This window comes from Virgibacillus halodenitrificans JCM 12304, from assembly GCF_001310895.1.
Lineage (GTDB): Bacteria > Bacillota > Bacilli > Bacillales > Amphibacillaceae > Virgibacillus_Q > Virgibacillus_Q halodenitrificans.
In genome coordinates this window covers 36,403-60,058 of sequence record NZ_BAZS01000009.1, presented here as the reverse complement: position 1 = coordinate 60,058, position 23,656 = coordinate 36,403, and the positions used below count along the sequence as shown (strand labels likewise).

At 39.9% G+C, this 23,656-nt stretch carries 10 protein-coding genes; all 10 read right to left on the bottom strand.

Annotated elements, in window-relative coordinates; all coding sequences use genetic code 11:
• Window positions 1-230: 230 nt before the first annotated feature.
• The 10 genes from JCM12304_RS06990 to JCM12304_RS06945 all read right to left on the bottom strand — a co-directional run bounded on the left by JCM12304_RS06990 (window position 231) and on the right by JCM12304_RS06945 (window position 23,606).
• The gene (locus JCM12304_RS06990; protein ID WP_019377445.1) at window positions 231-3,965 is read right to left on the bottom strand and encodes a glycoside hydrolase family 84 protein; all 3,735 of its coding nucleotides are present in this window, start codon (window positions 3,963-3,965) and stop codon (window positions 231-233) included.
• A gap of 124 nt (window positions 3,966-4,089) precedes the next feature.
• Complete coding sequence (locus tag JCM12304_RS06985) at window positions 4,090-4,677, bottom strand: CalY family protein (protein ID WP_060679320.1); 588 nt, start codon at window positions 4,675-4,677, stop codon at window positions 4,090-4,092.
• Between the two features lie 83 nt (window positions 4,678-4,760).
• Complete coding sequence (locus tag JCM12304_RS06980) at window positions 4,761-9,560, bottom strand: endo-alpha-N-acetylgalactosaminidase family protein (protein WP_060679318.1); 4,800 nt, start codon at window positions 9,558-9,560, stop codon at window positions 4,761-4,763.
• Window positions 9,561-10,225: 665 nt separating this feature from the next.
• Window positions 10,226-13,090 carry an NPCBM/NEW2 domain-containing protein gene (locus tag JCM12304_RS19010; RefSeq protein ID WP_082388000.1) on the bottom strand — a complete coding sequence of 955 codons (2,865 nt, stop codon included), beginning with the start codon at window positions 13,088-13,090 and terminating at the stop codon, window positions 10,226-10,228.
• A gap of 288 nt (window positions 13,091-13,378) precedes the next feature.
• Window positions 13,379-16,825: a glycoside hydrolase family 2 TIM barrel-domain containing protein gene (locus JCM12304_RS06970; protein WP_218185775.1), complete on the bottom strand. Its 3,447-nt coding sequence runs from the start codon at window positions 16,823-16,825 to the stop codon at window positions 13,379-13,381.
• Window positions 16,826-16,827: 2 nt separating this feature from the next.
• A complete protein-coding gene (locus JCM12304_RS19725; protein WP_060679314.1) occupies window positions 16,828-17,781 on the bottom strand; it encodes a sugar-binding domain-containing protein in 954 nt (317 codons plus the stop codon).
• Between the two features lie 485 nt (window positions 17,782-18,266).
• Window positions 18,267-19,919 (bottom strand): DUF2334 domain-containing protein, encoded by a 1,653-nt coding sequence (locus JCM12304_RS06960; protein ID WP_060679311.1) that lies wholly within the window; start codon window positions 19,917-19,919, stop codon window positions 18,267-18,269.
• Window positions 19,920-20,132: 213 nt separating this feature from the next.
• On the bottom strand, window positions 20,133-21,815 hold the full coding sequence (locus JCM12304_RS06955; protein ID WP_060679310.1) for a glycoside hydrolase family 13 protein: 1,683 nt from the start codon (window positions 21,813-21,815) through the stop codon (window positions 20,133-20,135).
• A 21-nt stretch (window positions 21,816-21,836) separates the two neighbouring features.
• Window positions 21,837-22,526, bottom strand: a complete 690-nt coding sequence (locus JCM12304_RS06950) for a YesL family protein (RefSeq protein ID WP_060679307.1) — start codon at window positions 22,524-22,526, stop codon at window positions 21,837-21,839.
• A 45-nt stretch (window positions 22,527-22,571) separates the two neighbouring features.
• Window positions 22,572-23,606, bottom strand: a complete 1,035-nt coding sequence (locus tag JCM12304_RS06945; protein ID WP_060679305.1) for a LacI family DNA-binding transcriptional regulator — start codon at window positions 23,604-23,606, stop codon at window positions 22,572-22,574.
• Between the last annotated feature and the right edge of the window lie 50 nt (window positions 23,607-23,656).

Here is a 23,656-nt window from a genome sequence, read left to right as displayed (position 1 = left end):
ACTTCCCTTGTTTGTTCTTTCCTTTCGCTCTAGCCTGTTTGAGTTAATACTGCAGGAAATTAACCAACTGTTTAAGTAGTAATGTGCTGAGCTGTGGTGACATTGCCGAGCAGACAGCCGAGACGGGGAACTCCGCTACCGAGACAGCTACCGCTTCAATTGAGACACTTGCCCCTCCTGCCGAGACTCATACTCTCACTACCGAGACAGCACAAGCCCTCCTCAACAGCTTACTCATACTTCCCAATCAGCACATCTGCCGCTCTATCCAATTCAGCATTTGCCAGATCACTAATTTGCCCTTGCTGATAATAATAAGCAATCATCTGTTTAAAGCCTTGTAAATGTTTTACTAGTTTCCCTACATTCTCATCCTTTTCAAAGCGCTCTACTGTTGTCAAATGCATGTCCAGCCTCCGAACAGCTTCCTCATCGGTGATCTCTCCTGCTTCTGCAAATTGCTTCACTAATGCTTTCACATCAGCAACGCTCGCTACAACTGGCTCCTCCACCTTTTCACTGACTGGGATAATTTCGTGGATCTGGGGCTTCACATCTCCAGCCCATTCCACCCTCACTTCCAGTACATGCTCGTAACGAGAGGTATCCAGCTCTGTTAGTGATTGAGACAGGCTACCAACCTTATGCCAACCATCCAAATCTCTTATGGAAACCTCTGCATTTGAAATTGCTTGCGGATTTTGCAGAATCAAAAGTTCTCCAACCTTCGTTTCCTGTGTAAGTTTGTAAATCAACTGCCCAGCCTGTGAATCGCCTTTCGGTGTATAGAACGTAGCTAGCTTGCCATCGATCACATGAGCTTCTTCATTTCCAGCAGTCCCTTTTGGTTCTGCTTGCACTGCGAGGTTTTCTGGACCAGGCTTTTCCATCCCTTCATTGACAATGATTTCATTTAATCCTAACCACATTTGATGGCTTTCCGTTGAAATCAACCGGATATAGCGTGCTTGTTGGCCACCCACCTCTACACGTTTATAACGATAAGGGACTTCATGATCAGGGAAATTCAAACTGCGATCACCTGGATTTTCAAAGGAGTGAATGGTTTCCCATGTTTCCCCATCTTCAGAAATTTGCAGATCACCTTTTCGAAAGTAATCCCCTTCTCCGTCGTTAATCACCAAAGCTATATCATTGACGTCAACCAGACCACCCATATCTACTTGGACATATTTGCCCTTGTCCTGCATCCCGCCGAACCAAGTTTTCGTTGTCAAATCACCATCATACAAATTCTCTTGTTTGCCTTGGTATATACTTTCATAATTATGAGACACCGTAGGCTCGACAAATTTATTGAAGGCGATCTGCAGCTTTGGCAGATCAAAAGTAATTTCTTCTTCGGTGTTATTTATCAGACGTACATAAGCAGCATTTGGGTAAGGTCCTTCCTTGCTGATTTCTTCCCACTCCACACCGTTTTCCGATACTTGAAGGGTAGCATCTGTTGTGGAACGGTCCAGCTCAATGGATTTAATTTTCTCCAATCCCGGCAACGCAATTCCCACATATTCGGATGGCCTCAACATTATCTCTGACAGATTTTTTAAGCTTGCTTCCGTGGTTGTACTCTCCACTTCCGCTTGAAGCCCATCGATATTGGAGTAAAAACGTGCCTCCTCGCTATTTTTATTCACTGTAAATTCCCGGATAGCTGTCCACAAGTCTGGCTTTCCACCTGGTACGCCCGCATGTGTCAGTCGATAACGAATATACCGTGCTTCTAATTCAAGATGATCTGCCTCTACCTTATAGCCGGAACGCTCCTCACCAATTGCTGTCCAACTCTCACCATCCGTTGAATATTCAAGTATTCCCTTATGGAAAATATCATGGTCGTCATTATTTCTGCCTTGTAAAATATGGATATCTGTTACCGGAACCTTCTTTCCAAGATCCACGCCATACCAATCGCCGTTTTCCTGCAATGTTTTAATATATGTCAGGCTCTCCGGATCACCATCTACCATTGCACCTAAATCAGAATGATTATAGGAGGTTATTGGAACTCTTACCGTTGCTCCCGGATTGATAGTTTGATAGATTTTAGCATCCAGCTTGTTAATTAACTCTTTCGCAAATGGGACCAATCGCTTGGCACCAGCTTCTACTGTCACGTCAGGGGAATTGAGTTTTTCAATTGTAAATGTTTTAGACGCAGTTAATGCCGCAGAAGCCTCCCCCAGTGCCTCCCACGCTGTATTCATATCCTCATTTTGCAATGCCAGAACAGACTGGACTGCATGTTTATCAGCCTTCACCACGTTCTCCAAACTATGAAGCCATGGGGTTATTTCTTTCACCATTTGCTCATTCGTACTTTTTTCGCGGAAACCGTTAATTGCCTCGAGAATCTTGTCAAATTCATCCATTAACTGCTGACCAACTGCCTCAACAGATTCACCGTTGGCAAATTTATCTCGAAATGTATTTAATTCTTCCTTTATGTTTTCTGATTCGCCAACAACGAGCCCATGTGTGCTTGGTGATGGATCACTTAAATGATAGGCAATCGTATTCAACTCAGATGCAACATTTGGCGCAATATAGTCAAATGAGTCAAGCCAACTCTGTTCAGCATCAAATGCATCGACATTCCATGTGAAATCTGCAACTGCAAATAACGCTATTTTCGAGAGCTCCGCCCAACGCATCGGATTGGAAACGACGCCGGAAATGTTATGGGTACCAGGCTCCAGTACCTCCCCTTTGCCAAGCATTAAACGAGAATTTACGTAATCATTTACAGGCCAATTCAGCCATACAAACGGATCGCGTCCAATAATGTCTTTGACCCACTGCATATCCTGTTCATTTACCGTTCCAGCAACACCACTTCCCGTCCACATAATTTCTACGTTTTCAGGTACATCTCGCAATGCCTCTAAATACGGCTTACCATAAGATCCTGTCCATGACTGGTTGTAAAATGGCGGTGTATAAACTAATGGTTTAACATCCCCTTTTGCTTCCACCCAGTTTGCAATATCAGTAATTAATTTCACATGCTTATCCTTATCTTTTAATGCCTGTGCTGTACTAATGTCGTCCATGAATAAACCAAACTGGCGCACACCTGCACCATACATTTGTTCAAATTTCGCAAAAAGCTTTTCCATCTCCTGATCATAATTGTTCCAATCAATCATATTGAATCCAGGATGAATGGCCCAAATAAATTCTGTTTTCGTTTCATATCCGGTTTGAGCCAGATCTTCAATTTTCGCCAATTCTTCTTCCGGGTACAGTTTTCGCCACTCACTATTGTGGTATTTCTCATTTTTTGGACCATAAATATATGCATTCATTTTTATGCTTCCACCATATTCCATTAAGCTTTTTCGTGCTTCATGGGACCATGGAAAGCCGTAAAAGCCTTCAATAAATCCGCGCCATTTCGTATCGGCATAATCCTCATATCTCATGGAATGGACTTTTTTATCTGCAAGCTGATCCATAATCATTTTTAAACTTTCCAGCCCGTAATAGGCTGCATCCGTATCTTCTCCAAGAATCGCAATCGATCCCATTTCCTCTAATTGTTTGTCTATTGTTAACACATATGGGTCTATTTCTTTAAAAATAGTAGAATCATATTGGATATGGTCATTAAAATAAGTATCTACATACCCATTGGAGCCTTTTATTCCGATTAAAATATTGGTGCGATCAGAAACAGTCTCCTCAGAAATTGTAAAACCAATGGATGCAGAAGTTAGAATTTCTTTTAAAAACTTCCTCGTCGGTTCGTCAATACTCTCTTCCACCACCACATTTACTTCATCGGTAAGTGTAAACGCTGTTCCTAAATCTGTTTCATTCTGCGGAAGTGGATAAATTTCGTAGGGTGATTTACCAGTCCCCTCCTCTGCCTTCACGGTTATAGCAGAAAATGGGGTGACCAATAGAAAAGACGTCAGTAAAATAACATGCCATTTTTTCAAACAATAAACCTCCTTTTAACTAAAGCTCATACCTATTGATTGGAATGGAAGATGGCAAATGCGATGTCTGAAATGAGCAAAATTAGCGAAGAGAGCATTCCTGTCTCCCTCCGCTACTATCAACTTATTTCTCTTCACTTTCTCCTTGCTCCGCATTAAATGTCCAATTAAGCTGCAGAGAATCACCCTGGAATTGGTTTTGATCTCCGCCATTATCAAGGAAATTAAATTTAACCGTTAAATCATCAACAGAACCAGCCTCCAGACCCTGCTCTCCAAATTCCGGATAGAAAATACTTTCGTTCACTGCTTCCGGACTCATATCTTTTAATTCTGCCAAAGTTGTTTCAAATATTACCTCATCAAACTTATCGGCATTGTATAAAAACTGCACCTGAATATGCTCCCCGAAATCCTCTGTATTGTTGTTATGTGCATCATTTACTGTATAAGCTGACTCCAAATACACTTTGCGGATATCCAATGACCCATTATTCTGTAATTCAAAATTACGTGTAATCGATGAACCAGGCTGCAGATCATCAACATCCACGATCGCAGTCGGATTGACAGATAAGTCCAATGTACCTGCAGCAAACGTATTGCTCGTTTGCTCACTATCACTAAAGTAGGCATACGTTCCTCCACCGATTAACGAGATTCCAAGTGCTGCAGACATAATTCCCATTCCCAATTGTTTTTTAATACCCAAAATAATTTCCTCCCTATTTTTTAATAGATTACAAGCTTCCCTATGACCCTATATGTGTCACAGAGAAGCTTGTGTTTATGAGATTACTTCCACTTATCAAGTAATGTCTCGGTGCCTATTTTTAATGTCGTATATGCTTTTTCAGATAGTAACTCTTTCTCAATATGATTATCGAGTAATTTTTCAAATCCTTTTAAGTGCTTAACCACTTTCTCTGCTTGATCTTTCTTCTCAAAACGCTCAACAGTAGAAAGATGAACATGTAATGAGCGTGCTGCTCCTTTGTTGGCAAATTCGCCATCTGCCTCCAATTGGTCCAACTGTTCTTTTAAATCTGTTGCACTGGAGATTGGTGGTGCTTCTACTGTCACTGTTGCGGTTGCCACAACCTCATCATAGCCGTCGACATGTAACGTGTACGTGATTTCATACGTGCCTGGCGTTGATGCATCAAAATCGCCTTCGTCAATTACTACATCTGCTGAACGGTCATTTCCTTCCACATCCCGGGCGACCTCAATAAGTGAGGACAAATCAAGCTCATCACCTGCTGTGATCGTTTTGTCGGAAACCTCAAGTACTGGGGATACCTGCTCAATACGCAGATTATCCAGCATAAATGTTCCTGCACCTGTATCCATATTCAAGCTTGTGCCATCATTAAAGATACCGATATATGTTTGTCCGTTTTCAGATCCCTTGATTGTGAATTCCGCTGTCTTCGTTTCTGTTGCTGCTGCTAGTTTATCATTTGATTGCAAGCCTTTTGCTTGGTCAATGCTACGTACGTCAATTGCCTGATCACCTGCAATGAAACGATAAGAGTCAGCAGTTGTCTGATAATCAAAGCTCACTTTATACGTTGTATCCGCTTCAAAATGGAAATGCTGTGGAATGGTGCGATACACTAAACCACTGTTGCCTGTATTTACTTTCACTGACCAGTTGCCATCAAGCACATCATCGACAACCTTCTTGTCTGCCCAGCCTTTTTGCGTATAAGGTGCATGCAGCTCAGCCAAGTGAATACGGTTGTCATTCACACCTTCTGTATTTCCAATAACGAATGGGTAAATCCCTTGCAATACATTTTCAAAATCCTGTTCAAAAACATTGTCCGCTTTATAGTTGTCTAAAGCTTTTTGAACAACACGTACTTCATCAAACTTTGTCATACCTTCTCCAGCTTTACGATGAAGAACCAATTCTGCCGTTTCGCTCTCCGCTGTAAAGCTTACTTGCATACGTTGCATCTTACTGTTGTAGCCATCATTCGTTGCATGTGAATCTGCTTTTACATAATTCTTTTGTAAGCTTCTTAATGTGTAATTGCTTACATCTTTTTTAGCGCCATTTACCTTGATTGATGCTTTCACATCGCTGGCATTTTCGACATACACTTCAGCAACATATTCTTTCCCTGGCTCAAGATTTTTCAATGTCCGGGTAACTGCGGTATCCTTTGTCGGACTATCAAAATTCAGATAGTAGTCACCGCTACTTAGGTTGCGTGCATCATCTTTTTGATCTGTACGAATGACACTAACTGCATCCGCGTCGCCTTCTACAGTCGTATGTTCATCATCAATCGTCCCTGTGTTAAAGCCACCATCATAAAGATTTTCCGTACCCCATTGATCAATCGCCACGCCTTCATCTTCTCCTGCAACGACAATGTATGGTGTTGCAGCTTCCGCTTGTAACGTAATTTGATGATCGGTTACATCAATGGTTTGCTTTTCAGTTCTACCTTGATCTGTCAGTTTATAGACATCCACTGTAGAAACTTCATTGTGCTCATCAGGCAATGTCCATGTAGTTTCGCCACCTTCTTTATTCCAGTGATACAACTTCTCGGAATCAGGTGTAGGTGTTTCGAAATCCTGCTCTACCCATGGAATCAAATACGTATCACCATCAAGAACAACATTGCCATTTAGGGTAATAATACGTTCTCTGGAGTCATCCTTCCTCTTAACAATAACCGTATCGTCATTGCTTGGGTCTTTAAGAGTGATTTCTTTTTCCAAATTCGTCTCCGTTGGGTCTCCTTCTGTCTTCTCCCAATCTGTTACATAATACTTTTGTAAAAACTTTGTAGGTACGTTTGTATCAAAAGTTTTGCGGATGAAATGATCAAAGTTCTTATCTGATTGCCAGCCTTCAAAACCAGCCAGCTCAAATCCGCCGAGTAATGGATGATCAGCTGTACCACCTGCTTCCGGCCAGTTTAACACCCATGAATCCTTCTGGTGGTTGCCGATAAAGCGAAGTACATCCGAGTTAATTCCTTTATTTTCGGGACCACCATAGTTCTTATCTGTAGCCCAATGCTGCCAAGTAGAGTAATTGGCAACAGCTGTACCAAACTCTGTTGTCATTCTCCAGCCTCTGTCCATAATTTGCTCAGCAACACGGTTGGATTCCCACTGGTCCTGATACCAAACATCTAAATAGATAAAGTCAAGACCTGGTGCAGCTTCAGCTAACGCATCCATTCGTTCAGCACGAGCACCTGAGTATAAATCGCGTAATTTATTAATTGTATACGACTGATCGAGCCAGCCCCAGCCCTTGGAACCCGGACTGTTAATTAGTTCTTCACTAAACGCATCTGCTTCCGGATAGGATTCCTGTGCGTTAATATGCACACCAAACTCCGTGTTATATTGATGTCCTTCCTCGATAAGCGTTTGTAAGTCAGCTGCTCCGCCCATACGCGCTCCGACATCACCATAATCTGGATGTGCACTGTCATGCCCTTCATTTCCATATCCTTTTAATAAAACAGCTTGTCCCATTCCATCTGTTGCAAGCGCCACTTTCTTCACATTATCCAATGTTTTTAAGAATGGCTGCTGTGCTTGAGAACCGAAGTTCATTGCAATTCTTGTGCCGACTGTATTATTTACATTGTCTGCGCCTTTTATATCCTTCATTAAATCACGATATTCAATAGCCGCATCCTGCCAATCAATCTCCTCATCACCATTCGTATCCTCGGTAATTACAATTTTGATTGTCGGCTTATTGGAAGATGGTTCCGGCATAAATTCACGATGATAATAAAGTGTACTTGAGCCAATCCCCATTGCTTTTACACCAGCTTCATTTTCAAAGCGGTTGGCAATCAGGTTTTTATATCCATTCACTTCCGAGCTTGACCATACACCAGCACTCAATTCATCTGTTGATAAAAATGCAGTGTAATAGCTTTTCGATGTCCCAACATCCTGCATTTCTGCATCCACTGTTACCGACGTATCACCCGGCTTGGTAATATCACTACTTAGATTAGTCAATTTTGCTTTTGCATCTCCATCCTCCGCATTTACGGAAATAAAGTTCATATCAGCAAAATCGATCGTTTCAATTGGTGCATCTGCTTTATTGGTGATTTCATCAAAGCTGTAAACAACTTTATTATCCTCCACCTTCAAGGATAGTTTGAATTCAGCATCAAGCTTTTCATCCAAATCCGTAACAGACATGGTATAAACTGCTTCATTGTCGCTGACTTTTTCAAAAGCTACCTCCGGATAATAAAGCATGCCATTGATGTTCAACCCATACACAGGAGATTCTTGTCCATGCATCACTTTTCCATCAACGTTATAATTAATAACTCGCGGAAATACTTCATCAATCGTTACCTCCATCTCGTCTGATGAAAGAGTATTCTCAATTGGTTCGGTATCCGGAGCTTCCGGTGCAGAGCTTTCTGTAATTTTCACATTCGAAATAGTAACATTTGCTGCGCCACGGCTCTTCTCAAAACCAAGCAAGCCAGCCTCGTCTACACCATCAGGCTGCGACCAGGAATCTATTTTCTCTCCATCCACGTAAAGTGTTGCAGTATCATTGATGAATTTAACGCGTAAATGGTAAGACTGATCAGCTTGTAGCGGAATACCTTTTGTCATCGCAGTCCAGCTGTTTTCCGGTAAGAAAATTTCGCTAAAGTACTGATCATTTGCATCACCAGTTCCGACGTATGTATACGTGGAAGAGTCCTGAACTCGATAGATGACACCAAAACGATTTAAATCCTTATCTGCTTGAATATCTGCTTCAAAAACACCATTCTTAATTGGTTCCATGTTATCGTAAACTACTTTATTTTTTGCAGTAGAGGTGACACCAAAAGTTGCAGAACCATCCTCGTTGTAAGTAAGTGTGCCGTCTCCTTGGATAATATTTAAGTCCCCTTCTTCCAGCTTGTCATCCACAATACCTATGTCTGTTTTAATGAGGACTTTTGTATCCTGGTCACCATATTTACCAAGACGTAACGCTTCCGGTTGAGTGGTCAAATTAGCAACAGCTTCATTTAGTTGTACATTGCCAAAAAGATCTTTTCCATTTAATGAAGCGTTCAACGCTGTTCCATCATAATCGATCTTTAACGTATATTCTTTACCAGGCTGCGGCAAAGCTACCTCTGGTCTTTCGCGAAGATAATCTCCTTCACCCTGGTATTTATATTGGTAAAACCAGCCAAGTGCATCATAGCCAACAAAAACAAAGTTATTCGGATCTTCATAATGAGTAAAAAAGCCAAAACGGGTCGTCTTCCCCTCTGTCTCTGGAATAAAGGTATACTCCATGACACCTTTCTCCTGTCCCGTGGCATCTTGATGACGGAAAATTGCCGGGTTATCCCCATTATTGTTTCCCTCGCCAGTACCAAGACGTACATAGGAATCTCCGTTTTGTTCGACAACCTTGTTCACTTCATTCCCACCAGTGGAAATCGTTTCCCATGGGTTGGAAGCTGCTGCATCTGCTTTTAATGGTGCTACCATGTTTAACAAAAATAATGGTAGCACTAGCAAGACGCCGCAGAAAATAGGAAATATTCTTTTTCTGTAAAAATTGTCCACACTGAAACCTCCTTGCAGAATGATAGAGTAGATCTGATAAAAGTACGTAAAATGGCGCTACTATCCTCCCCTCTAATTATCTTTGCTGGATACCCCTTACTTAGTAGATTTTGCTTTGTTTATTTGAAAATTACTAAACAGGTTATATCCACTTTAGATTAAGGTTACATGGATTGAAGCGCTTACACAATGCAGATATTGTCTTTTATTTTAGAAATATTGTTATTTTTATAATGTTTAAATTATTATGTCTATATTTAGGTATTTTATACTAGAAGTGAATAAAAAGTCCTTGAGGGAACTATGCAGAGAAATCATCTTATAAATGGCTTCATGTCAGGGATTTATGCGGCTATTATCGTAGATTGAAATATGTATTTTTTATCTATTATTTAAATTACCATATACTTCATATTTTTGCTATGAGCCAAATATCACGTAATTCGTGACCTGTATAATAACTGAATTAGGATATTCGAACCGTGAGAATTGTTGAAATTGGATATAATTACCTATTAAAATAAAAATAGTGTAGATTACTGGTAAAGAGGCATAACCAATTGGCTATGCCTCTCTTTTACATAGTTTGGGAAAATTAACTTGAAAAGATTACTCAGTTTATTTAACAAGTGACCTAAAAATCTATACTCCTATTTTTCCTTATTTTATTGCAGCCTTTCCAGCAAGTAATTCGTATCTGATTTTAAGACACGATAAGCATCATCAGACATCTCTTCTTGAGCCTGCAAATAATCAAGTAATTGACCCAGTGAATCTAGTTGCTTACGTGTTTTTGCTGTATTGTTTTTATCCAGATATTGCTTAATTGTCGTTAGATGAAGCTGAAGTATCCGCACATTCTTTGTATCTTGGAAAGCACCTGCTTGATCGAATCGCTCCACATGTGTTCTCATAGCCTGTGGACTCGTGTTCACATTTATTTGATAGGTTTTCTTTGTAATGTTTCCTGCCTTATCCTCAGCTGTTACACTGAAATCATGCTCTCCCGGCTTACCTGCTAAAGGCAACGCTTTATTCTTATCGTATTCTTTTCCTGCAAAGGATGCAGTTGTAGTAGCGATGCCACTCCCTTCATCCGTTGCCTTCCATGTAAACATGATCGTCTCCGTATCTGATAAGGACACTTGGTCTTGAACGAGCTTTCCATTCATAGTGACTTCAAGCTCTGGTGCTGTTTCGTCTGCCCCATTATTGGTTGCAATAATTTTGGCATTAGCCCAATCAGCATGGTCAAACCAATTGTTATCATCACCATCAGTAACTACAAGCTTTAAAACAGATACCCCTGTGATATCGACATCAATATACTTCGTCTCCATATCACCTGTCACCAATCCGCTGTCATAAAGTTTTTTGCCGTCACCCCATACTTGAAAAACAACATCACCTTCCTGGCCGTCTTCCCACACCATTTCATCATCAATTCCAATAGCTGAGGTGAAGGTAGAAAAATTACCCCCGATATAGTAAGAAACCTCCGAATTGGAATTAACACCAAGTCCCTTTTCAAATGTTTCGCCATTAATAGTTAGTGTGTTCCCATCACCTGCTTCTTGACCGCCTACACTCCTATCTCTTTCTACCGGTCCCCAGCCATTGATCGTATCTTTATAAAATGGCAGGTCACTTAAAAAGCTATCTGTCTTTGGCGGAGCTGGGGTAATTTCTGATGTAGCCTGTGTTTGAGCATTGGCGCTTTTCTCAGCTTTTCCATATTCAAATGTGATGCCAGAATTAAATGTAACTGTGTCTGCTGAAAGCTTTGTTGGTGCAGTGACATTCCAAGTGACTTCGACTGACTGATTTTCTGAACTTGGTGGAATCGTTGCAAATCCCGTTTCTGAAACAGGTTCTACTGTCCATCCATTAGGAACATCCAAATTAACTTGTACATTATTCGCAGCAACTACACCATTATTCGTAAGAGTTAAAGAAACTTCCTTCGTTTCTCCTTCTCCTATTTTTTCTGGAACTTGAAGATCTTGCTGTATAGCTGGAGGCGCATCCTCTGGAGTACCTGGCGTCACTTTCAACACCGTTATATCATAGGCCTGTACTTTTCCCCTAATAGTGTTAGCAACAGCTGTTTTATCCTTTGACCAAATATCTTCAACAATATACGCACCACTTTTCTCCATATTTAATTCATCGGTATGAATACCAACGTTTGCTTCTTTATCTCCACGGTTCAACAGAGTAACAAGCATACTTCCATCTTCTAATGACTCTATCCAAACTTCTTGCTTATCACTGGTTTTCACATGCTGTACGTTCTCTGAAGCTTCCACTGGATCTGCAGGACTAATTCGATACATTTGCACCCCATGACCTGGTACAGAAGCTTGAATCTCGCCTGTTGATTGGGTTGTTTCATGTGCCCATAAGTCACGTACATAATAGGTGCTGCTTGACTGAGGTAATCCTAGATCAGTAATGTTAACACTCATTTCCGTTTCTTTTTGTCCTCGATTTAGCAAAACAATCGCTCGATCACCATTTGCTAACGGACGCATCCATACTTCTTTATCTCCATCGTCACGAATCTTTCTTCCTTGCAGGCCAATCAGGTCCTGATTAACTGCAGTTACTTCTTTATTTGATAGAATTTCTGCCGTAGATGTGGACATATGACGGAGATCATTTCCTGCCATTAAAGGTGCGGCTAGTATACTCCATAAGCTAAAATGTGCCCGATTCTCCGTTTCAGACAAACCAGGATTACCTACCTGGAGCATGTCGGGATCATTCCAATACCCTGGTCCAGCATATTTATAAAGACCAACTTGCTGATCCAAAATAGTCATTAAGCTTCCCCAATTTGCTTGAATATCACTCGTGGTACGCCACATATTTGCAATTGGCTTTGCCCATTCCCAAGGCTTTGTATCTCCATACTCAGAAATACCATAAATGATAGGACGATCCAATGCCTGCAGTTCATCTCTCATTTTTTCAAATGCAGGTATATGCTCCAGACCTTCCGTAACATCTGCACGGCACCAATCATATTTCAGATAATCTACACCCCATTTTTCAAATTGCTTCGCATCCTGCTTCTCATGTCCATAACTGCCAATCTTACCTGAAGGATAATCATCCCAATGCATGGCACAGGTCTCCGTTCCCGGCACAGCATAAATTCCTAATTTAAGTCCCAGCTTATGCACATAATCGGCAAGTGCCTTAATACCACTTGGAAAGCGCTCCGGATTTGCCTGTAAATTACCATTATCATCTCTTTCCAAAGCTTGCCAGCAATCATCAATAACCACATATTCATAGCCAGCATCTTTCATACCGCTTTCTACCATTGCATCTGCAGTCTCTTTAATCACTTCTTCATTGACATCATAACAACGGAAATAATTCCAACTGTTCCACCCCATTGGCGGTGTCTTTGCCAAACCATTATCCAACGCATAGACTTGCTGTCCATTCGACCCAGCAAAACCCGTCGCTAAAAAAACCACAGTGAATAGTATTACACCCAACCTCCATCGCCATTTCATTACTATCCCGTCTCCTTTCTTTATACATTCATATAAAATCAGCTAAAAGCTCTGCGGCCGATTCCCACACTCTCCTGCCAATTATTCCGCGCTTCGGCCGATTCCCACACTCTCCTGCCGATTATTCTGCGCTCCGGCTAATTCCCACGCCTTCCAACGGATTACCCAAACTCTCCAATAAAAAACCAAACGGCAAGTCTATTTAACTTGCCGCAGGTTTTAGATGATGCGAGTCATCCTGGAAAATTTCAGGCCGTTCCATGATCACAAGCATCAAACATCATATGCTTACTGCCACAATTCCAGCAAATACTCTGCATTTGCCTGTAGCACCTCAAAAACTTCATCGGACATCGTATTACGCTGGTACTGCTTATCTAATAGCATAGTAAATCTCTGTAAATGCTTCCGAGCCTTCTCCATCTCCTCTTTATCTTCAAAAAGTTGAATGGTAGTCAATTGATGTTTCAACAGACGAGCATCCTTCTCCGCATCAAATGCATCCTCTGCGGCATAACGATCAACCAATGCTTGCATCGCAGCCGCGCTCGTAGTTACCTTCAACACATACGTTGCTTCAACTGTATTGCCTGCCTTATCTGTAGCAGTCACCACAAGCTGATGCTCGCCTGGTTTTCTAGCTAAATTTAACTCTGTACCTTGTTCATATGCTTCTCCATCAAAGGTTGCCGCTACTTTGTCTATTCCACTATCTTCATCCCTCGCTTCCCAGGTGAAGCTTACCTCATCTGTGACAGACAACGTCGTTTCAGCTTTCAGTTCTTGCCCGTCCATCATAGTAGTAACTTCCGGCTTTGTTTCATCCGTTTTTGCCATAAATTTAGCGTCCGCCCAGTCGGCATGGTCATTCCCATTGTTATCTCCACCATCGGTGACAACCAGTTTCAACTGCTCCTTACCGGTAATGTCCACATCGATAAGCTTTGCTGGTGTATCTCGTCGCATGACACCACTTTCAAATAACTTTTCGCCATCTGCAAAGACTTGGAAATTAATTGTTCCCGTATTATTCGCTTCTAGATCCAGCCCAACATAGGATTGAAATGTCTCATAGCCTTTCCCGGCGATATCATACGTAATCTCTGAGTGTGCGTGTGTTCCAAGGCCTTTTTCATAAGTAACAGGTTCGGATTCACCTGTTAATGTTAGTTTGTTTCCATCCACACTCGCATCCCGTTTGATCGATCCCCATCCAATCGTGGCATCCTTCCAATCTAAGTCACTCAAATAAAGTTCATCAACAACCTCAAATTGAATGCGATATTCCGCTGATAGCAAGCCATCTGCTGAGGTCACATTAACAACAGCTGTACCCGGCAACGCATCCGCCTGGGTGATCTCTACCTCCGCGTCATCACTAATCGCACTTACTTCAACTTGAGGTATTTCATCCTTCGTTCCATTTAAAAATTTCTTCGTATATTCATTTACACTCGGATTAAAATTCTTCAATTCCTCTCCATCAATGGTAATCCCGTCTACTAACTCATCTGTAACCACTCGCTTGCTTAATTCCATCGCTGAATCTTGTGCGGTAATTGGACGCAAACGGTAACTGGAGGTATAGGACTGATCTGACTGCAATGTATACTCTGGATGTGGACGTGCCCCCCAGCTGTTGTCGCCGCCAAGACCCATCTGGTGATAATTCAAGTTTACAAAAATATCATCCTTTTTCTCCATTTCATATGGATGACCTGCGTCTTCGAGGTCCTTTTCCGTGTAATGAAGTGCCCCAAATTCCATAAGCGGCAATCCTGTTGCCATAAGACCCGTGCCATCTTCATTTGTAAATGTTACCCAGCGCACATCTGTCTTATTACTTGTCTCCTGTGGCATTGCATATGGAAAAAATTCATCATCAACCGTACTGTTGTATACGCCTACTGGATAACCGGTTTTACGATCCCAATAGTTACTTTCCGGTCCTCGGCCATACCAATTAATTTGCTCAAATTCCCCTGGCAATGTTAATTCCATTCCAACTGCAGGAATTTCAGGAAGACCATTTCCAGGTGTTAATGTGTTTTTAACTGCTACCTCTCCCGTTCCATAAACGGTATAAACAGTTTGGTATTTTGATTCCGTTGAAGTTGGCAATGTACCTGAAACACGGATACGCACAGCATTCTCCCCATATTTCGTTACTTCAACATCCGTAACTGTTCGATTTGCACCAGCATCACGCCATGTACCTGTTCGTGAAGGCATGCCATTCCCTACATCATTTTCATTTGGTGCGCGCCAGTAATCAGGCTGTGGACCGCTCTTCAGCAGATCTTTTCCACCTAACTTAAATGAATCAATTGTCCCTGTCTCTTTGTTAAAGTCCAATGTAAAACCACTGCCCTCAATAGCAATTGCTGAATCTCCTTCATCAATAGCTAGCTCCGGCATATCACCAATCGCTTCCGGCTGCTTCTCCGGAACGTCATATGGCACTTTAAACTGCTCTGCGGCAATTTCATGCCCTTTAGAAGCCCAGCTCGTATCCTCTTTCAACTTAAAGCTAATGTTCAAATAATACTCCGCACCAGCCTCCAAGGACGGCTGCTCCATTGGTACTTGAATTTCCTTCGTCGTCATTGGATTAATATCTAAGTCGTCAAGTGTACCTTCCTGAAGAACCTCACCGTCCTGCTTTAATTCCCAATGCGCATCAAATTTGCTTACATTTGTAAAAAGAAACTCATTTTTTAGTTTGATAACACCATTTCTCACATCTTCTTCATGTACCTCGATATCCTGATAAACCTTTTTTACTTCCATTAGTTCCGGCTGAACCGTTCGATCTGCAGAAACAAGGCCATTCGCAAGGAAGTTACCATCATTCGGGTTATCGCCCCAGTCGCCACCATAAGCAAGGTAATATTCATCTTCCTTACCTGGCACCGGTTCATACAGATTTTGGTCGACCCAATCCCAAATAAATCCACCCTGCAAATTATCATAACTATCGATAGCATCCCAATATTGATACAAATTACCAACACTGTTGCCCATCGCATGAGCATATTCAATTAATAAAAGTGGTTTTTCACTACCTGATTTTCCGTAATTTTCGACATAGGATACTGCTGGATACATCACACTCTCCATATCCGCCCAGCGTGTATCCCCTTCATAGTGAACCATTCGGCTTGGATCGAGCTCACGTGCTAAGTCTGCCATGTGCTGAAATGTCGTACCACTTCCTGCCTCATTCCCAAGTGACCAAACCAATACAGATGGATGATTTTTATCTCGCTCAACCATGCTGCGCATTCGATCAAGGGAAGCTGGCAGCCATTGCGGATCACTTTTCGGAAGCTCGAAGCGTTTCCCATGTGATTCCAAATTCGCCTCATCCATTACATATAGTCCGTACTCATCTGCTAACTTATAAAATTCTGTCTGATTCGGATAATGCGAAGTACGAACCGCATTAATATTATGCTTTTTCATCAATTTAATATCTTCAATCATTCGCTCTCTGGAAACCGTACGACCGTCAGATGGATCTATTTCATGGCGGTTTACCCCTTTCAAGGTAATCGCTTTACCATTAAGCTTCATCTGACCATCTTGCATTTCAAACTCACGGAAGCCAACCTTAGTGCTTGTTGTTTCTATAATTTCTCCATCACTATCCTTCAATGCGACAACCAATGTATACAAATTCGGATGCTCTGCTGACCATTTTTTCGGATTAGCTACAAGCTTGTTTTTCTTTATAGCTACCTGCTTCTCTCCATTAAAAGCAACCTCCCCGGTAAGTGCCCATCTAACACGCTGTCATTATTTTCATCGTATAAATCCATTTCAACTGTTTGGCCATTTACTTGCTTGTCACTATATTTACTAAGATCTACCTCTACGTTCAACGTGGCATCTTCAAAATTCTCATCAAGATCTGTTGTCACAGTAAGATCACGCATATGCGTATCTGGAGTGGAATATAAATAAACATCACGGAAAATGCCGCTTAAACGAACAAAATCCTGATCCTCCAGCCAGCTTCCATCAGACCAGCGATATACCTCCACAGAAATGGTATTTTTTCCTTCGCGGTTGATGTATTCGGAAATGTCGAATTCAGAAGGGGTAAAACTGTCCTCACTATATCCTACTTTTTTTCCATTCACCCAAAGATAAAATGCTGACTCAACACCCTGAAATGACACATAAACCGGATCACCATTCCAATTTTCTGGTACAGTAAATTCTTTTTTGTACGACCCAACCGGATTAAACTTCGTCGGTGCCTTTGGTGGTGCCGGATTCTCTACTCCTGTCCATGGATAAGTCACGTTCGTGTAAATTGGATGACCATATCCCTTCAACTGCCAGCTGGACGGAACTTGAATAGAGTCCCATTCTGACACATCATAGCCCTCTTGATAAAAATCCTCAGGTCGCTTGTCTGGATTTTCCGCCCAGTTAAACTTCCACTCCCCGTTGAGTGTCTTATAAAACTCCGACTGCTTCTGATCATCCTTCAATGCTGACGCAATATCCTTATAATAGGAAATCGCAGCACGTGCAGGCTCCCGGTTCACTTCAAAAATCTCCGGGTTGTTATTCCATTCCGGATATTCAGCATTTTCTGCGGAGATAGATTCCCCACCAAAGCTCGTACTGCCAAGCATCATGACAGTCAGTGCACTTACACCCATCAGCTTCTTAAACATCGGCATTTCTCCTCTCCCTTATTTTTTTATAATAAATAACAGAAGGATTAAAACATTTCTGCTATCTACTAACACTGTGAACGGCGTTTTAACTATGTATCCAGGAATGCTCTTCTTGCAGGTTCATGAAATACGTGACGGAACCTTCTCAAGATACACTGTCGAAAGACCTAAAACATGGAAAAACACCCTCATGTTGCGGCTATACTACATATTTTTAAGCGCTTACACAATGCAGATCTTGTCTTTTCTTTTAGAAATATTGCTTTTTTATTTTAATTTTGGGATTATTCAGTTTATATTTAGGAGATACGTACTAGAGTTTAAGTGATTGGTATACTTTAAGGGGAATCTAGCCTATTACGTTGTGACTAAGCTTTAACAATGAAATCTCTAACCTAAAAAAATATCATCTATAGCTTTATTTACCTCTCAAAACCACAAAAAAATCACTGATAATACCTTATCAATGATTTAAAATATATTTATTCTCGTCTTTTTCGTTTTCTTATCAACACAATCAACACAGCCACCACCAACAAGCTAGGTAATATATACTTCAAACTCTGCTTAATTTTTACATTTCTTTCATACTCACTGGAGATAAAGGGTTTTGATATCTCAACTTTCCCATCTTTTGAAGTTATATTTATTTCATCAATTTCAACGGAGTTTTCTCTTTTCTTTAAGTCTAACCACGTTGCATTTTCAACTCTCTCTAATTCTTCCACAACTTTCTTCAAACCTTCCTTCCCTAAGTACGGATGATAAAATGCAGAAATATAGGATTTGTTATATTCTTTCATAGTTTTTATTGATTGTTGTAATTGGGCAAATGCCTTGTCATTTCCTTGTTCAATAAAACCAACCGTTTCCGGATATAAGGTCAACCCATTCATGAATTTCGGTTGGGTTTCATACATCGGAACATATTCGCTTTGCCATGTCTGGTCTGTTAACTGCAATCGACCAATATAGGAGGAAAAATACTCTGATATCACGTTATAACCTTGTTGAGACATCGCATAGTGAGGCGCCTCAAATGCAAGAGGATACAGACCATGTGCAACAAGCTCTGCCACACCATTTCGAAGCGCATTTTTTATGTAAGTTTTTTCAAATTCCTTACCCTCCTCAATAAAACTCTCGTATTTTTTTTCAGAGGGATAATCTTTACGGAGAAAAGCTTTCTCAGTTGCAGGCTGATAAATCGGCCGATCATATTCTACATCCCAAAATTCAAACCCCTCGCCAGTTTCCGAATCCCGATACTGGTGTTTATAGCCATGCAAAACAATACTAGCTCCATTGTTTTGCATGTATTTTAATGTTTTTACAAGTTCAGGTGAATCAGATAAGTGTACAGTTTTACCATTCATCATGTAGACAGGAATAACCGCCACCATATAAGGAATGTTTTTTTGTTTTAAATATGTAGCTTGTTTCTTCAATTTCGCTGCATCCACTTTTGGGTGTATATCCTCTAATCTAAGATAACGAATATGCTTAGTTTCCTCGTGACCCAGAAATACTCCCAAAGCTTCAGTTAGCGCTTCCCCGACAGGAGAAAACAAACTTTGAGCAGCAAAATAAAAATCTCCTTCATTGTCTAATAATAATGGAAACTGGCCACTTTGCTTACCAAATCCTGTCATAAGAACATTGCCAATCTCATTATTAACCTGGTACATAATACGATCCTCTGGAAGCAGTTGATTGGCTTGACTGTTAAGCAGCGTTATCTGATTAATTATCACTTCTCCTTGAATATGTAACCATGTGTGATTGCGCTTAAATTGCTCTGCATTATGTCCAATCATAAAAACTGGCCCGACATATTCATTTATTGCATTTGTCACGTGTTCGGACAGATTCATTTTTCCTGCGCCCAAATATATAAGGCGTGAATAGTCGGCTACATCTTCCTCATGAAGCATATCATCTTGAACAAACGTGTAGTCATTGGTAAACTGACCGATTAGTGTATCCAAAATACGAACTTGCTTAAGCTGTTCTTCTTCATTCATACTATAAATAACAATTACTTTTTGATTCGTTTCTGCAGAACCCTCACTAGGTTGTACAAAGGTAAAACCTATTAGAGATAATAGCAAATATAGTATATAACGGATCCTCATATTATGTTTCCTCTCTCCATATCATTATCTGGTATAATTTTACTATATTGCTAGAAATTTGGATAGTGAATTATGTGGGTAGTTCTTATATATTGTAAAGCAAAATTGACGAAGAAAATTCCCTGAACTTTTGCAATTGCTTTTTCACCATGTAACTATATCTAGTAACTAAAAAAGACGGAACATGTTAGTATGCTCCGTCTTTTTTTAATATTATCTCAGTTTATAAACTCTTGCTTCATAGGGGTTAAATGTCATCTTATTACTTAATTCACACTTCTCTTCACATAACTTTCCATCTGTATAATTACTCAGTTTAAGTATCGCTTGTTTCCCAGCCAATTCGCACGGTAAATCGATTTCAGTTTCTTTTTCAAATAAATTTGCCATAATTATAAATGTATCTTCTTTCAACCATCGTTTATAAGCAAATATTTCTTTATGATTTGGATTCATTATCTGATAACTTCCATATACTAAAGCCTTGTTTTTCTTACGTAACTGTATTAATGACTTGTAGTAGTTAAGTATAGATGAGTAATCTTGAAGTTCTGCTTCTACATTTATTTCTTTATAATTTTCATTCACCTTTATCCATGGGTTTCCAGTGGTAAATCCTGCATTTTTTGTTGTATCCCACTGCATCGGAGTGCGTGAATTATCACGGCCATTTCTCCATATAATTTTCATGACTTCCTCATGGCTCTTTCCTGCTTCACGCTCATTTTTATATAAGTTTTTGATCGCAACATCACGGTAATCTTCAATGGAATCAAATTTAACATTTGTCATACCGATTTCTTGCCCTTGATATATAAAAGGGGTACCTTGCATGAGGAAATACATTGTTGCAAAGCTTTTTGCAGCTTCCTTACGTTTTTTGGTATCTTGAGCCCATGTAGAAACAGAGCGTGGTTGATCATGATTCTCTAAAAATAATGCATTCCAGCCAATACCATCCAAGCCTGTTTGCCATTTGCTTAATGTATGTTTTAGTGCTTCGATATCAAGTCCTCCGGTACTACTTGTCCCCCATAAATCCAAATGCTCAAATTGAAAAATCATGTTAAACTTGCCTTCTTTTTCACCAACCCATTCGTTAGCCTGTTCAATACTCACACCATTTGCTTCACCAACTGTCATAATATTATAGTTAGCAAAGGTTTTCTCTTTTAACTCTTCTAAATAAGTTTGAATGCCTGGTCGGTTCATGTGTCCTTCATAGGAAGGTACATAGGTTTTATTTTCTGGATTTGGTAAATCAGGAAATCCAGCCTTTTTCTTTATGTGAGAAATCGCATCAATCCTAAAACCGTCTATCCCCTTATCCAACCACCAATTCACCATGTCATATAAATCGGAACGAACCTCTGGATTTTCCCAATTCAAATCAGGTTGTTTTTTTGAAAATACATGCATGTAATACTCGTTTGTTTCTTCATCATATTCCCATACTGATCCACCAAAGATAGATTCCCAGTTATTTGGAACTGCTCCATCTTTACCTTCATGCCAAATATAATAATCACGATAGGCATTGTCTTTACTAGAACGCGATTCTATAAACCAAGGATGCTCGTCTGAGGTATGATTGATAACCAAATCCATAATTAATTTCATATCACGGTCATGTACTTCTTTTAAAAATATATCAAAATCCTCCATAGAGCCGAATTCCGTGGAAATCGCTTGATAATCACTGATATCATAGCCATTGTCATCATTAGGAGATTGGTAAATCGGTGAAATCCATATTACATCTATTCCCAAATTCTTGATGTAATCAAGCTTGGAAATAATTCCTTGAATATCTCCAATTCCATCACCATCCGAGTCCATAAAGCTTCGAGGATAGATTTGATAAGCAACTACCTCTTTCCACCATGTTTTTCTCATCATGCTGCCTCCTATAATTCATTAAATTGGATTATTTTTTAAGTCTAAAACATTTAAGTACATGCGGTAAAATGCTGCATAGGAGATAAATGCTATAAGCGCGCCAGTAAAGAAAGGCAGTAAAACAAGCCAGCCACCTATACTAATATATAAAATACCGCTACTTGCAAATAAATGAATAAAAAATAACTTAGGACTTACCAGCGTAAGAACAAAAGCTTTTTTCATTAAAACTGTCAACTTTTCATCATAATGAGCAAGTACAATAAAAAAGTTAATAGTAAAAATATAAATTACAACACCCAGTCCTAATATGCAGAACAGCAACAGAACGTTTATTTGTCTAACATATATAAAGTCAATAACTAAGATTGCCCATATACCAGTCAGTAAGAGTCCACCTAACAAACTGAAGCAATAATTTTTTCTGAAATATGTGAAGTAAGTTTTGATTAATGAACATTGTTCCTTTTTTAAAATCCAATCTCTTACCATAGCGAATAAAGCCGAAGTTGCAGGAAAAAACAGAAAAGGTGCCAACAGCAGTATTCCAATCGCTAAAATATATCTACTCTCTTTAGTCTCTGCGTATACAAAATTTAATAAGAGGTAAGCAATAGGCAGGTTTGATATAAACCAAGCGATATTAGTGATGGATAGACGCATAAACCATTCACTTAATTGATATATAATTGGCTTTTCATTACCCATTTAAATCCCTCCATTTAATAATGCAAAATCCTCCTCAAATGATTATTAATTTTTCGGAGGTTCTTGTAATGGCTGACATGATTCTCTTCTTTTAATAACAGTTGGAATGATGATACTCTTCTTATAGGCGGAAGTTTCCTTAATTTCTTGTACGACACATTTTGCTGCTTCATGTCCTAGTAAAAAAACTTGTGTATCTACAGATGTAAGTGCAGGACTCGATAATTGAGCAATTAATGCATTATTAAAACTTATAATACTTAATTCTTCAGGAACATCGATACCTTCCTTACGACATATTTGTAATACTTTCATCGCAACTAAGTCATCCGTTACTACAAGCGCAGTTGGTGGCCGATTTAGATTCATAAAACGAGATAAAATGTCATCCAATTCACTGTTAATGTCTGAGTTTGCAACGTATTCTTCCTTTAGAGGCAATTTATTTTTTGTTAGGGCATGCTGGTATCCTTTTAGTCTGTCGTTAGACACTTCATATTCTAAATCTCCCCCAATATAACCAACCGTTTGATGTCCCAGACCAATTAAGTAATCTGTTGCTTCTTCAGCTGACTTAACATTGTCATTATCAACAAACATAATTTTATCAGCATAATCATTAGGTCTACCTACAAGCACAAAAGGAACCTTACTTTCAATTAAATATGGAATCACTTTATCCCCGCGTTTTGAATAGGTAACAATCATTCCATCAACCCTTTTGCCTCGAACCATCTTAACAACATTTTCATAAATTTCTTCTTCAGACTCCCCGGTTGTCAGTGTTATATTATAATCTTCTTTATTACAATATGCGCTAATTCCCCGTAAAACTTCTGGAAAGAATGGGTCATGCAACGAGTCACTTGCAGACTTTTTCATTACTATCCCTATGGTTCGAGTTTTTTGCTGTGCAAGTACATGTGCATTATAATTCAGATGATAGCCTAGCTCCTTCATTACCTGATGTACTTTGCGCTTTGTGTTTTCACTAATGCGTGGGCTATTGGAAATTACCCTTGATACGGTTGAAGGTGAAACATTTGCTTTTTTAGCAACATCTTTTATCGTAACTGCCATTATTGATATCTCCTATCTGCAATAAAGACTATTTTCTCGTTTATTAGGCG

Excerpts from the sequence above, each read along its gene's own strand:
- JCM12304_RS06955 (WP_060679310.1), bottom strand. The coding sequence starts at position 21,815 with ATGAGAAAAACATGGTGGAAAGAGGTAGTTGCTTATCAAATCTATCCT.
- JCM12304_RS19010 (WP_082388000.1), bottom strand. The coding sequence starts at position 13,090 with ATGAAATGGCGATGGAGGTTGGGTGTAATACTATTCACTGTGGTTTTT.
- JCM12304_RS06960 (WP_060679311.1), bottom strand. The coding sequence starts at position 19,919 with ATGAGGATCCGTTATATACTATATTTGCTATTATCTCTAATAGGTTTT.
- JCM12304_RS06950 (WP_060679307.1), bottom strand. The coding sequence starts at position 22,526 with ATGGGTAATGAAAAGCCAATTATATATCAATTAAGTGAATGGTTTATG.
- JCM12304_RS06945 (WP_060679305.1), bottom strand. The coding sequence starts at position 23,606 with ATGGCAGTTACGATAAAAGATGTTGCTAAAAAAGCAAATGTTTCACCT.
- JCM12304_RS19725 (WP_060679314.1), bottom strand. The coding sequence starts at position 17,781 with ATGTTTAAGAAGCTGATGGGTGTAAGTGCACTGACTGTCATGATGCTT.